Raw genomic sequence first — 13,661 nt, 5'->3', positions numbered from 1 at the left:
TGTGAGGGACGGCCGCGCGCGGCGACCGCCCCTCACATCCCCCGATGTCCCCTGTTCCCGGGGCTACTTGGTGTCGAGCAGCCCCTGGACCTTGCCGCGCACCTCGTCGGTGGCGAGGCCGCGGATGGTCAGGGTCGTACGGCGGCGGAGCACGTCGTCCGCCGTCTCGGCCCACTCGTGGTCGCGGGCGTAGACGACCTGGGCCCAGATCTCCGGGGCGTCCGGGTGGATCCGCTGCGCCAGGTCCGGGTTCTCGTTGGCGAGCCGCGCGATGTCGAAGGCCAGCGAACCGTAGTGCGTGGCCAGGTGCTTCGCCGTGTCGGCGGCCATCCGCGGGCCGGGCGCCGGACCGTCCACGAGCAGGCGGTGGGCGACGGCACGCGGGTTGGCGATACCCGGCAGCGGCAGCTTCTTCGGCAGCCGCGCGATGGGCTCCAGGTCGTCGCCGAGCGGGTGGCCGGGCAGCTGCGCCAGCTTGTTCATGACGGTGCGGCCGATGTGCCGGAAGGTGGTCCACTTGCCGCCGGCCACCGACAGCATGCCGCCCTTGCCCTCGGTCACCACCGTCTCGCGCTTGGCCTTCGCGGTGTCGCCCGGGCCGCCGGGCAGCACGCGCAGACCGGCGAAGGAGTACGTGATCAGATCGCGCGACAGCTGTTGGTCGCGGATCGAGAACGCAGCCTCGTCCAGGATCTGCTTGGTGTCCTGCTCGGTGACGGACACCTCGCGCGGATCGCCCTCGTACACCTCGTCGGTGGTGCCGAGCAGGAGCATGTCCTCCCACGGCAGCGCGAAGGTGATGCGGTACTTGTCGATCGGAGTCGCGAGCGCGGCCTTCCACGGCGAGGTGCGCTTGAGGACGAGGTGCGCGCCCTTGGAGAGGCGGATCGAGGGCGCCGCGTTCGGGTCCTCCATCGAGCGCAGGTGGTCCACCCACGGGCCGGTCGCGTTCAGTACGAGCCGTGCGTCGACCCCGAACTCCGTACCGTCCAAACGGTCCTTGAGCTCGGCACCCGTGACCCGGCCGCGCGTGAAGCGCAGGCCCGTGACCTCGGCGTGGTTGAGCACCACGGCACCCGAGTCCACGGCCGCGCGGACCGTCATCAGGGCCATCCGCGCGTCGTTCATCTGGTCGTCGCCGTACACGGCCACGGCCTTGAGGTTGTCGGTGCGCAGCTCGGGCACGTCCTGCGCGGCCTTCGACGGGCTCAGCAGATGGCCGACGCCGTCGCCGAACGCGGAGAGCGCGCTGTACGCGAACACGCCCGCGCCCAGCTTCGCCGCGCCGTGCGGACCGCCCTTGTACACGGGCAGGTAGAAGGTGAGCGGGTTGGCGAGGTGCGGTGCCACCTGGCGGGAGACCGCGCGCCGCTCGAAGTGGTTCTCGGCCACGAGCTTCACCGCGCCGGTCTGCAGATAGCGCAGACCGCCGTGGAGCAGCTTGGAGGAGGCCGACGAGGTGGCGCCGGCGAAGTCGCCGGCGTCCACGAGCGCCACCCGCAGCCCGGACTGCGCGGCGTGCCACGCGGTGGAGATGCCCAGGATCCCGCCGCCGATGACCAGCAGGTCGTAGGTGGCGCGCGACAGCAGGTCGCGGGTCTCGGCGCGGCTCGGGTTGCCGCCCGCTGCCGCGTGCGTGCCGAGCGAAGGGATGCTCTGCAGGGTGGTGCTCATGGTCAACTCCTCGTCGGCGCCGGCTGGTCGGCCTGACCAGCCGGCACCCTCATGCGAGACCGGTCAGGCCTCGTCGTCCTCGACCCAGCCCATGGTCCGCTCCACGGCCTTGAGCCAGCTCTTGTACTCGCGGTCCCGCTGGTCGGCCGGCATCCGCGGGGTCCACTCCGCGGCGCGGCGCCAGTTGGCCCGCAGGGCGTCGGTGTCCGGCCAGTAGCCGACGGCAAGACCGGCGGCGTAGGCGGCACCGAGGCAGGTCGTCTCGGCCACCATCGGACGCACCACGGGCGCGTCCAGGAAGTCCGAAAGGGTCTGCATCAGCAGGTTGTTGGAGGTCATTCCGCCGTCGACCTTGAGCGCGGTCAGCTCGACACCGGAGTCCTTCGTCATGGCGTCCGTGATCTCACGGGTCTGCCAGGCGGTGGCCTCCAGGACCGCGCGGGCGATGTGCGCCTTCGTCACGTAACGCGTCAGACCGGCGATCACACCGCGGGCGTCGGAGCGCCAGTACGGGGCGAACAGACCCGAGAAGGCCGGCACGAAGTACGCGCCGCCGTTGTCCTCGACGGAGGAGGCGAGGGTCTCGATCTCCGCGGCCGAGTTGATCAGGCCCATCTGGTCGCGCATCCACTGCACCAGCGAACCGGTGACGGCGATGGAGCCTTCCAGCGCATAGACGGGCTTCTGGTCGCCGATGCGGTAACCGACCGTCGTGAGCAGCCCGTTGTACGAGTTCACCGGCTTGTCGCCGGTGTTCATCAGCATGAAGGTGCCGGTGCCGTACGTGGACTTGGCCTCGCCCTCGGCGAAACAGGTCTGGCCGAACAGCGCGGCCTGCTGGTCACCGAGCGCCGAGGCGACCGGCACACCCGCGAGGACGCCTTCCTTGGCGTGCCCGTAGACCTCGGCGGAGGAACGGATCTCGGGGAGCACGGCGGCCGGGATGTCCATCGAATGCAGGATGCGCTCGTCCCAGGCCATCTCGTGCAGGTTCATCAGCATGGTGCGCGAGGCGTTGGTGACGTCCGTGACGTGCACACCGCCGTCCACGCCACCGGTCAGGTTCCAGATGACCCAGGAGTCCATCGTGCCGAAGAGGATGTCGCCGCGCTCGGCGCGCTCGCGCAGCCCCTCGACGTTGTCGAGCAGCCAGCGGACCTTCGGGCCGGAGAAGTACGACGCGAGCGGCAGACCGGTCTCGCGGCGGAAGCGGTCCTGCCCGACGTTGCGGCCGAGCTCCTTGCACAGCGCGTCGGTGCGGGTGTCCTGCCACACGATCGCGTTGTGCACCGGCTCGCCGGTGTTCTTGTCCCAAAGGAGCGTGGTCTCACGCTGGTTGGTGATGCCGATCGCCTTCACGTCGGCGGCGGTGATGCCCGCCTTGGTGATCGCGCCGGCGACGACGGACTCGACGTTCGCCCAGATCTCCTTGGCGTCGTGCTCGACCCAGCCGGGCTTGGGGAAGATCTGCTCGTGCTCGCGCTGGTCGACGGAGACGATCCGGCCGTCGGTGTCGAAGACGATGCAGCGGCTGGAGGTCGTGCCCTGGTCGATGGCCGCGATGAACGGTCCCGCGGTGTGTGCGTCGGTCATTTCTGGTGCTCCAAGAAGTCTGTGTACGGCGGCTCGTGCGTCCCTGTGTGTTTCGGTCAGGCGAAGGCGATGTTGTAGAGACCGCCCGCGATCGCACCGCCGATGAGGGGACCCGCGACCGGGATCCAGGCGTACGACCAGTCCGAACCGCCCTTGTTCGGCAGCGGCAGCACCGCGTGGACGATGCGCGGGCCGAGGTCGCGGACCGGGTTGATGGCGTACCCGGTGGGGCCGCCGAGCGAGAGGCCGATGCCGACCACGACGAGCGCGGTGATCAGCCCGCCGAGCACCCCGAGACCGTTGCCTTCGGCGTTGAGGCCCTGGGTGAGGATCGCGAGGACCAGGACGACCGTGGCGATGATCTCGGTCGCGAGGTTCTGCGCGACGTTACGGATCTCCGGACCCGTCGAGAAGATGCCGAGGACCGGGCCCGGCTCGCTGTTGGGGACGGCCTTGACCGTGTCCTGCGCGCCCGGGCCGCCGACGATCTCGCGGTCCGTGAGGTGGGCCTGGAACTGGCCGTAGTAGGTGATCCACACCAGGACGGCACCGATCATGGCGCCGAGCAGCTGCGAGAAGAGGTAAAGGGGCACTTTGCCCCACTCGGTGCCGCCTTCTATTGCCAGGCCGACGGTGACGGCCGGGTTGAGGTGGGCGCCCGAGACGCCGCCGGCGAGGTAGGCGCCGGTCAGCACGGCGAAGCCCCAGCCGAAGGTGATGGCGAGCCATCCGGCGTTGCGGGCCTTCGAGTGCTTGAGCGTGACGGCGGCACAGACACCGCCGCCGAGCAGGATGAGCACGGCGGTACCGATGACCTCGCCGATGAAGATATCCGAGCTGGACACCCGCGACTCCTTTGTCCTTCGTCCAGGTGATTACCGGGCAGAGCCAGGTAGTTGGGAGCGGTGCTCGATCCGCGTTGTCACACCCTACCCCGTATTGCCGGTAGCTGTTCGACAATGCCGACCGATGAACGGAAGTCTTGTTCCCGGGTGAACACGACGTCAAGGCTTCTGTGACGGGAATCCCGATCGTTACGGGAGAGAACGTGAAGGCGGCCGGGGCCGGTGCGAGCGGTGGGTCAGCAGGGGTGGGCGGAACGTGCTCAGAACCTGCCCGCGCCGAGGTCCCGCGACACCGCGCGGGCACAGTCGCGCACCGCGGCCACCAGCTCGTTGCGCAGCTCGCCGGCGGCACACACGCGCTCCACGGCGCCGGTGATGCCGACCGCGCCGACCGGCATCCGGCGCCGGTCGTGGATGGGTGCGGCCACGGAGGCCACGCCGTCCCAGGTCTCCTCCACGTCGGAGGCCCAGCCCCGCGCCCGCGTCAGATCCAGTACGGATTCGAACTCGTCCAGGCCCGTGACCGTACGGGGCGTGAACTCCTTGCGCTCCACTTCGACCACCTCGCTGTGTGCCACCGGGTCGTAGGCGCACAGCACCTTGCCGAGGGCGGTGGAGTGCAGCGGGTGCATCGCGCCCACCTCAAGCACCTGCCGGGACTCGTCGGGCCGGAACACGTGGTGCACGATCAGGACGCCCTGCTGGTGCAGGACCCCCAGGTACACGCTCTCGCCGCTGGAGCGGGCGAGGTCGTCGGTCCAGACGAGGGCGCGGGCGCGCAGCTCGTGGATGTCGAGGTAGCTGTTGCCCAGGCGCAGCAGCTCGGCGCCCAGCTGGTAGCGGCCGGAGGCGGCGTCCTGCTCCACGAAGCCCTCGGCCTGCAACGTGCGCAGGATCCCGTGCGCGGTGCCCTTCGCGAGACCGAGCGAGGAGGCGATGTCGGAGAGGCCGAGGCGTCGCTCGCCGCCGGCGAGCAGCCGCAGCATGGCGGCGGCGCGCTCGAGCGACTGGATGTTCTTCGCCATCGCCTACAAGCCTCCTGGTCGTTCGACAATGCTGAACACTATCGGCCGTTGTCGACCTTGTCCTAATGGCGAGCACCGTCGATTTCCGTAAGTGGCCGACATCGTGGCGCACGTCCCGTACGACCGCGACGCCCACCCCGGCGTCCCGTCGCGGTCCGACCCCTGGGACGCCCCTCTCCTCGGGACCTTGGTCCCGGCTACCCTGACCGGGTGCGCCTTCCACCGGGAGGGCGCAAAGCCGACAGCCGTCGCACACAGGGAGTTCTTCCATGGCCTCGCAGCCGACCCCGTCCGCAGGTACCTCAGCCGCACACGGCGCCCGTATCGCAGCCCTCCGAGAGGCCCTCGCCAGCCGCGTGGTCGTGGCCGACGGCGCGATGGGGACCATGCTCCAGGCGCAGGACCCGACCCTGGAGGACTTCCAGCAGCTCGAAGGCTGCAACGAGATCCTGAACATCACGCGTCCCGACATCGTGCGCTCGGTGCACGAGGAGTACTTCGCCGTCGGCGTCGACTGCGTGGAGACCAACACCTTCGGCGCGAACGCCACCGCCGCGAGCGAGTACGAGATCGCCGACCGCATCTACGAACTCTCCGAGGCGGGCGCGCGGATCGCCCGCGAGGTCGCCGACGAGTTCGCCGCCAAGGACGGCCGCCAGCGCTGGGTGCTCGGCTCGGTCGGCCCGGGTACGAAGCTGCCGACGCTCGGCCACACCACGTACACCTCGATCCGCGACGGCTACCAGCAGAACGCCGAGGGGCTGCTCGCCGGCGGCGCCGACGCCCTGATCGTGGAGACCACGCAGGACCTCCTGCAGACCAAGGCCGGCCTCATCGGCGCACGCCGCGCGATGGACGCGCTCGGCATCGACGTCCCCCTTATCTGCTCCCTCGCCTTCGAGACCACCGGCGTGATGCTGCTCGGCTCCGAGATCGGTGCCGCGCTCACCTCGCTCGAACCGCTCGGCATCGACCTGATCGGCCTCAACTGCTCGACCGGCCCCGCCGAGATGAGCGAGCACCTGCGCTATCTGGCCCGCCACTCGCGTACACCGCTGATGTGCATGCCGAACGCCGGCCTTCCCGTCCTGACCAAGGACGGCGCGTACTTCCCGCTCACCCCGCCGGAGATGGCGGACGCGCAGGAGAACTTCGTCAACGAGTTCGGCCTGTCCCTGGTGGGCGGCTGCTGCGGTTCGACGCCCGAGCACCTGCGTCAGGTGGTCGAGCGCGTACGGGACATGTCGCCGCGCGAGCGCGACCCGCAGCCCGAGCCGGGCGCCTCCTCGCTCTACCAGACCGTCCCGTTCCGCCAGGACATCTCGTACATGGCGATCGGCGAGCGCACCAACGCCAACGGCTCGAAGAAGTTCCGCGAGGCCATGCTCGAAGGCCGCTGGGACGACTGCGTGGAGATGGCCCGCGACCAGATCCGCGAGGGCGCGCACATGCTCGACCTGTGCGTGGACTACGTGGGCCGCGACGGCGTCGCGGACATGAAGGAGCTCGCGGGCCGCTTCGCCACCGCCTCCACGCTGCCGATCGTCCTGGACTCCACCGAAGTGGACGTCATCCAGGCCGGGTTGGAGCACCTGGGCGGGCGCGCCGTCATCAACTCCGTGAACTACGAGGACGGAGACGGACCCGAGTCCCGCTTCGCGAAGGTCACCAAGCTCGCCAAGGAGCACGGTGCCGCGCTGATCGCCCTGACCATCGACGAGGAGGGCCAGGCCCGCACCGTCGAGAACAAGGTCGCCATCGCCGAGCGGATCATCGAGGACCTCACCGGCAACTGGGGCATCCTCGAGTCCGACATCCTCATCGACACCCTGACCTTCACCATCTGCACCGGTCAGGAGGAGTCCCGCAAGGACGGCATCGCCACGATCGAGGCGATCCGCGAGCTGAAGAAGCGCCACCCGGACGTGCAGACCACCCTCGGTCTGTCGAACATCTCCTTCGGCCTCAACCCCGCCGCCCGTATCCTCCTCAACTCGGTCTTCCTCGACGAGTGCGTGAAGGCGGGCCTCGACTCGGCCATCGTGCACGCCTCGAAGATCCTGCCGATCGCACGCTTCGACGAGGAGCAGGTCAAGGTCGCGCTCGACCTCATCTACGACCGCCGCAGCGAGGGTTACGACCCGCTGCAGAAGCTGATGGAGCTCTTCGAGGGCGCCACCACCAAGTCCCTGAAGGCGGGCAAGGCCGAGGAGCTGGCCGCGCTCCCGCTGGACGAGCGCCTCCAGCGCCGCATCATCGACGGCGAGAAGAACGGCCTGGAGGCCGACCTCGACGAGGCGCTCCAGGACACCCCGGCCCTCGACATCGTCAACAACACGCTGCTCGAAGGCATGAAGGTGGTCGGCGAGCTGTTCGGCTCCGGCCAGATGCAGCTGCCGTTCGTGCTCCAGTCGGCCGAGGTCATGAAGACCGCGGTGGCCTACCTCGAACCGCACATGGAGAAGGTCGAGGGCGAGGAGGCCGGCAAGGGCACCATCGTGCTCGCCACGGTCCGCGGCGACGTGCACGACATCGGCAAGAACCTCGTGGACATCATCCTCTCCAACAACGGCTACAACGTGGTGAATCTGGGCATCAAGCAGCCCGTCTCCGCGATCCTGGACGCCGCCCAGGAGCACAAGGCCGACGTCATCGGCATGTCCGGTCTCCTGGTGAAGTCCACCGTGATCATGAAGGAGAACCTGGAGGAGCTGAACCAGCGCAAGCTGGCGGCCGACTACCCGGTGATCCTCGGCGGCGCCGCCCTGACCCGCGCCTACGTCGAGCAGGACCTGCACGAGATCTACGAGGGCGAAGTCCGCTACGCCCGCGACGCGTTCGAGGGCCTGCGCCTCATGGACGCCCTCATCGGCGTCAAGCGCGGCGTGCCCGGCGCGGTCCTGCCCGAGCTGAAGCAGCGCCGGGTCAAGGCCACCGGCGCCCAGGTCACCGAGTCCGCGGACGAGGAGCCCAAGGGCCGCTCCGACGTCGCCGTCGACAACCCCGTCCCGGAGCCGCCCTTCTGGGGCACCCGCGTCATCAAGGGCATCCAGCTCAAGGAGTACGCGTCCTGGCTGGACGAGGGCGCGCTGTTCAAGGGCCAGTGGGGCCTCAAGCAGAACCGCAAGGGCGACGGACCCTCGTACGAGGAACTCGTCGAGACCGAGGGCCGCCCGCGCCTGCGCGGCTGGCTGGACGAGCTGCACACCAAGAACCTGCTCGAAGCGGCCGTGGTCTACGGCTACTTCCCCTGTGTGTCCAAGGGCGAGGACCTGATCATCCTCGACGAGCAGGGCAACGAGCGCACCCGCTTCACCTTCCCGCGCCAGCGCCGCGGCCGCCGCCTGTGCCTCGCGGACTTCTTCCGCCCCGAGGAGTCCGGCGAGACCGACGTCGTGGGCCTCCAGGTCGTCACCGTCGGCTCGAAGATCGGCGAGGCCACGGCCGAGCTGTTCGAGTCGAACTCGTACCGCGACTACCTCGAACTCCACGGCCTGTCCGTGCAGTTGGCCGAGGCGCTCGCCGAGTACTGGCACGCGCGGGTCCGCTCCGAGCTCGGCTTCTCCGGCGAGGACCCGTCCGCGATGGAGGACATGTTCGCGCTCAAGTACCGCGGCGCCCGCTTCTCGCTCGGTTACGGGGCCTGCCCCGACCTGGAGGACCGCGCGAAGATCGCGGAGCTCCTGGAGCCCGAGCGCATCGGCGTGCACCTGAGCGAGGAGTTCCAGCTGCACCCCGAGCAGTCCACGGACGCCATCGTGATCCACCACCCGGAGGCGAAGTACTTCAACGCCCGCTAGGGCGTACGGGGGCGCCTCGGGGAGCCCCCGGAAGATCTCCCGCGCACTTCGCGCGGACGGGACGTACACTGGTCGGTCCAGTGCAGGCCGGTCGCCACCAGGCGACCGGCCTTCTCGTCCCTTACGGAGGTGTGCCCGGATGACCAGTACGGTCCCCGCAGTCGGTACCCGGACGGCGCAGAGCAACCTGCAAGCCGTCCTCCTCGACATGGACGGCACCCTGGTGGACACCGAGGGCTTCTGGTGGGACGCCGAGGTCGAGGCGTTCGCGAAGCTCGGCCATGCGCTCGACGAGTCCTGGCGCGACGTCGTCGTGGGCGGCCCGATGAGCCGCAGCGCCGGCTTCCTGATCGAGGCGACCGGCGCCGACATCACCCTGCCGGAGCTGACCGTGCTGCTCAACGACGCCTTCGAGGACCGGATCAGCCGCACGCTGCCGCTGATGCCCGGCGCCGCCAGACTCCTCGCCGAACTCGCCGCGCACGAAGTGCCCACCGCCCTCGTCTCGGCCTCGCACCGCCGCATCATCGACCGCGTCCTGGACTCGCTCGGCCGGCACCACTTCCACCTGACGGTGGCGGGCGACGAGGTGCAGCGCACCAAGCCGCACCCCGACCCGTATCTGCACGCCGCGGCCCGCCTCGGCGCCGACCCCGCACGCTGCGCCGTGGTCGAGGACACCGCCACGGGCGTGGCCGCCGCCGAGGCGGCCGGCTGCCGGGTCGTCGCGGTCCCGTCGGTGGCGCCGATCGCGCCGAGCCCGGGGCGTACGGTCGTCTCCTCGCTGGAAGAGGTCGACCTGCCGTTCCTGCGGGCCGTGGTGGGTCACTGACCCGGCCACGGCCCGGACGGCGGATCGGGCAGAGATCAATTACCGGTTCGCCCGGGCCACCTGTTCGATCAGGCCACGGCCGAAAGGCAGTTGGCCGCCGATTACGGGAATGCACCGGGCGTTCACCGAGCGTGCGCCGGTGAATCCCGGGAAACGCAGCGCATTGGCGCGTGTATTTTCCGTCACGCAGGAATGAGGAATTCCCCTGCGGGACAAACGAGTTGACCAGGTGACTTTTCTCACGTCCGCGCGCGTCGACAACCGCTCGCGCGTGTGCTGACGCCCCCGTCTGTGGGGGTTCGGGGCCGCCGTTGTGTCCCGATTGGCTACCGGGTGCACGAAACCTTCCGTACCCCGGATTTCGGTGTGTCCGCGTCCGCTCCCGCAGCGTGATTACGCCCAACTCCGGGGCGCCGCAGCCGACCTGACCCCGCGCACTAATGTCTTCGCGAGAACCCCGAGAACACCGTCATAACTTCCATGCCCTGCGCACCCACACCTTGTCGCGGGATCCATGGGATCGATCGTTGGAGTACTTCGCGCATGAACCGCAAGACACTGGTGCTGCCGGTCGCAGTCGGCCTGCTCGCCCCCGTCCTCGCCGCCTGCGGCGGCAGCGACAGCGGCGGCGACGGTGACGAGGCGATCGTGATCGGCACCACTGACGCGTTCGCCGCCACCTCCGACGCCCCCGCGCCGTTCGACCCGGCCTACGCGTACGACGCCGGTTCGTGGAACATCCTGCGCCAGACCGTGCAGACCCTGCTCATGCAGCCGCGCGGCGGTGGCGACCCGCAGCCCGAGGCCGCCGAGCGCTGCGGGTTCACGGACAACCTGAACAAGCGCTACGAGTGCACGCTGCGCGGCGGCCTCAAGTTCGCCAACGGCGACGCGCTGGACGCCAAGGCCGTCAAGTTCTCCATCGAGCGCACCCTCCACCTCGGCAACACCCTGCCGGAGGCCCAGAACAGCGGTGTCTCCTCGCTGCTCTCCGGGATCGACACGGTCGAGGCGGTCGGCGAGAACAAGGTCGTCTTCCACCTCAACGCCTCCGACGCCACGTTCCCGCAGAAGCTGGCGACCCCTGCCGCGGGCATCGTGAACCCCGACTCGTACGAGAAGGGCAAGCTGCGCAAGGGCTTCGAGGTCGACTCCTCCGGTCCGTACACCCTCGAGACCGAGACCCGCCAGGGCGACGGCGCCGAGGAGGTCGTCAAGACCGTCTTCACCAAGAACCCGAACTACAAGGGTTCCCTGGAGCTCAAGAGCGACAAGCTCGAGATGCGCACCTTCGCCAAGTCCGCCGAGATGAGCGCCGCCCTGAAGAAGGGTGACATCGACGTCATGGGCCGCACCATCGAGCCGGCCCAGATCAAGGAGTTCACCTCCGGAGCCGTCGACGGCGTCGAGCTGGTCGAGATGCCGGGCCTCGAGATCCGCTACCTCGGCTTCGACACCGACGCCCCGGTCGTCCAGGAAAAGGCCGTCCGCCAGGCGATCGCGCAGGTCGTGGACCGCGCCTCCCTGGTCTCCGAGGTCTACGGCACCACCGCCGAGGAGCTCTACTCGCTGGTGCCCAGCAGCATCACCGGGCACAAGAACTCCTTCTTCAACAAGTACACCGACCCGAGCAAGGACAAGGCCGCCCAGTACCTGAACAAGGCGGGCGTCAAGACCCCGGTCAAGCTCACCCTCAACTACACGACCGACCACTACGGTGAGGTCACCAAGCAGGAGTTCGAGGTCCTGCGCGACCAGCTCAACGAGAGCAAGCTCTTCGACGTCGACATCGCCGGCAAGCCGTGGAAGTCCTTCCGCCCCGCCGAGCTCAAGGGCGAGTACGCCGTCTACGGCATGGGCTGGTTCCCCGACTTCCCGGACGCGGACAACTTCCTCGCACCCTTCCTCACCAAGGACAACATCCTCAACTCGCCCTACAGCAACAGCCGGGTCGTCAACGACCTGATCCCGCAGTCCCGTCAGGAGGCCGACCGCCTCGCCGCCGGCGACTCCCTGAAGGAGATCCAGGACGTCGTCGCCGAGGACGTGCCGGTCCTCCCGCTGTGGCAGGGCAAGACCTACGTCGCCGCCCGCGACGACATCACCGGTGTCGAGTGGGTGCTCAACTCCTCCTCCAACATGCAGCTCTGGGAGCTCGGGCGCGGCATCGGCGAGTGACGCCGCACCGCCCGGCCGTCTGATCCATCCGGGCACGCTCCGCACAGGGGGCGTGCCCGGCTCACCCACACCTCCGGGGATCCAGTGAACATACGTAAGTCCTGGCCGGCGCCCGTGCTCGCGGCCGGTCTCGCCGCGGGTCTGCTCAGCGGCTGCGGTTCGGAACAGAGCGCCGGCAGCGGCGAAGACGGCCAGATCGTGGTCGGCATGTCCGACGACGTCCAGGCCACCGACCCGGCCTCCGGCTACGACCCGGGCTCCTGGCTGCTGTTCAACAACGTCTTCCAGTCGCTGCTCTCGTTCCCCAAGGGCGCGACGGAGCCGCAGCCCGAGGCCGCCGAGTCCTGCAAGTTCACGGACTCCGCGACCAAGGAGCTGACCTGCAAGCTGCGGGACGGCCTGAAGTTCTCCAACGGCAACGAGCTCACCTCGAAGGACGTCAAGTACTCCTTCGACAGGACCGTGAAGATCGACGACCCCGACGGTCCCGCGGTCATGTTCAGCTCGCTCGACCGGATCACGACCCCCGACGTCCGGACGGTCGTCTTCCACCTCAAGGTCCCCGACGCGACCTTCCCGAGCAAGATCGCCTCCGGTGCCGGCTCGATCGTCGACCACCGCGAGTACCCGGCGGACAAGCTGCGCGAGGACGGCAAGGCGGTCGGCTCGGGCGCGTACACCCTCGACTCGTACGGCGAGAACGAGGCCGTGTTCAAGGTCAACGGCTCGTACGAGGGCAGCGCCGAGACCCGCAACTCGGGTGTGACCCTGCGCTTCTTCCACGACGACCGCGAGAAGCTCAAGGACGCCATGCTCGGCGGCGACATCGACATCGCCTACCGAGGCCTGTCGGCCGCCGACATCGCGGACCTGGAGAGCAGCACCGACGCCGAGCAGAAGGCGGAGGTCATCGAGGGCACCAGCGCCGAGGTCCAGCACATCGTCCTCAACACGAACGACCCGGTCACCGGCAAGCTCGGCGTCCGCAAGGCGCTCGCGTACCTCATCGACCGCGAGAAGCTGGTCGCCGACGTGCACGACCAGACCGCCTCGCCGCTGTACTCGATCATTCCGGCCGGCATCGAGGGCCACAACACCGCCTTCTTCGACACCTACGGCGGCAGCCCGCAGCCGGACAAGGCGAAGCAGGCGCTGCGCGCGGACGGCATCACCGACAAGGTGAAGCTCACGCTGTGGGCCACGCCCGCGCGTTACGGCCCGGCCACGGTCGAGGAGTTCAAGGCGATCGCCAAGCAGCTCAACGACAGCGGCCTGTTCGAGGCCGATGTGAAGTCGGTGCCCTTCGAGCAGTACGAGAAGGACGTCGAGGCCGGCAAGTACGGCTTCTACGTGAAGGGCTGGGTCCCGGACTACCCGGACCCGGACAACTTCACCCAGCCGTTCTTCGGCAAGGACAACGTCCTGATGAACAACTACACCAACGAGTCGATCACCGGCGACATCATCCCGTCCACCGCCGCGCAGTCCGACCGCGCCGCCACCCAGGAGCAGTTCGGCCGCCTCCAGGACATCGTCGCCGACGAGGTGCCGATCATCCCGCTGTGGCAGGGCAAGCAGTACGCGGTCGTGGGGGAGGAGATCTCCGGCGTCGAGTGGTGCCTGGACTCCTCGACGGTCTTCCGCTTCTGGGAGCTGCAGAAGGGCTGACCCCGGCCAGCACACGTGAAGAGGGCCGCCCCCGGACGGGGGCGGC

Annotated in this window: 8 protein-coding genes; 4 read left to right on the top strand and 4 right to left on the bottom strand. The window is 69.0% G+C overall.

What is annotated here, in order from left to right; genetic code table 11:
- Window positions 1-63 precede the first annotated feature (63 nt).
- The 4 genes from BLT97_RS11175 to BLT97_RS11160 form a co-directional block, all read right to left on the bottom strand.
- Window positions 64-1,680, bottom strand: a complete 1,617-nt coding sequence (locus BLT97_RS11175; RefSeq protein WP_093608716.1) for a glycerol-3-phosphate dehydrogenase/oxidase — start codon at window positions 1,678-1,680, stop codon at window positions 64-66.
- 57 nt (window positions 1,681-1,737) lie between these two features.
- A complete protein-coding gene (glpK, locus tag BLT97_RS11170; RefSeq protein ID WP_093608714.1) occupies window positions 1,738-3,267 on the bottom strand; it encodes a glycerol kinase GlpK in 1,530 nt (509 codons plus the stop codon).
- A gap of 56 nt (window positions 3,268-3,323) precedes the next feature.
- A complete protein-coding gene (locus BLT97_RS11165; RefSeq protein WP_093608712.1) occupies window positions 3,324-4,112 on the bottom strand; it encodes an MIP/aquaporin family protein in 789 nt (262 codons plus the stop codon).
- A 260-nt stretch (window positions 4,113-4,372) separates the two neighbouring features.
- Entirely contained in the window at window positions 4,373-5,137 is a 765-nt protein-coding gene (locus BLT97_RS11160; RefSeq protein WP_093608710.1) for an IclR family transcriptional regulator, read from the bottom strand.
- Window positions 5,138-5,406: 269 nt separating this feature from the next.
- On the opposite strand from BLT97_RS11160, the gene metH reads away from it, so the two are divergent.
- The 4 genes from metH (at window position 5,407) to BLT97_RS11140 (ending at window position 13,615) form a co-directional block, all read left to right on the top strand.
- Entirely contained in the window at window positions 5,407-8,937 is a 3,531-nt protein-coding gene (gene metH / locus BLT97_RS11155; RefSeq protein WP_093608708.1) for a methionine synthase, read from the top strand.
- Window positions 8,938-9,076: 139 nt separating this feature from the next.
- Window positions 9,077-9,769: an HAD family hydrolase gene (locus BLT97_RS11150; RefSeq protein WP_093608706.1), complete on the top strand. Its 693-nt coding sequence runs from the start codon at window positions 9,077-9,079 to the stop codon at window positions 9,767-9,769.
- Between the two features lie 543 nt (window positions 9,770-10,312).
- A complete protein-coding gene (locus tag BLT97_RS11145) occupies window positions 10,313-11,947 on the top strand; it encodes an ABC transporter substrate-binding protein (protein WP_093608704.1) in 1,635 nt (544 codons plus the stop codon).
- Between the two features lie 84 nt (window positions 11,948-12,031).
- Complete coding sequence (locus BLT97_RS11140) at window positions 12,032-13,615, top strand: ABC transporter substrate-binding protein (protein WP_093608702.1); 1,584 nt, start codon at window positions 12,032-12,034, stop codon at window positions 13,613-13,615.
- Window positions 13,616-13,661: the final 46 nt, after the last annotated feature.

The organism is Streptomyces indicus, from assembly GCF_900100315.1.
GTDB lineage: Bacteria > Actinomycetota > Actinomycetes > Streptomycetales > Streptomycetaceae > Streptomyces > Streptomyces indicus.
Note: the sequence above shows the minus strand (reverse complement) of the source record. Positions and strands in the feature narration are given on the sequence as shown.

What these genes read in the sequence shown, in the direction of transcription:
- glpK (WP_093608714.1), bottom strand. Translation starts at nt 3,267, where the DNA reads ATGACCGACGCACACACCGCGGGACCGTTCATCGCGGCCATCGACCAG.
- BLT97_RS11160 (WP_093608710.1), bottom strand. Translation starts at nt 5,137, where the DNA reads ATGGCGAAGAACATCCAGTCGCTCGAGCGCGCCGCCGCCATGCTGCGG.
- metH (WP_093608708.1), top strand. Translation starts at nt 5,407, where the DNA reads ATGGCCTCGCAGCCGACCCCGTCCGCAGGTACCTCAGCCGCACACGGC.
- BLT97_RS11150 (WP_093608706.1), top strand. Translation starts at nt 9,077, where the DNA reads ATGACCAGTACGGTCCCCGCAGTCGGTACCCGGACGGCGCAGAGCAAC.
- BLT97_RS11145 (WP_093608704.1), top strand. Translation starts at nt 10,313, where the DNA reads ATGAACCGCAAGACACTGGTGCTGCCGGTCGCAGTCGGCCTGCTCGCC.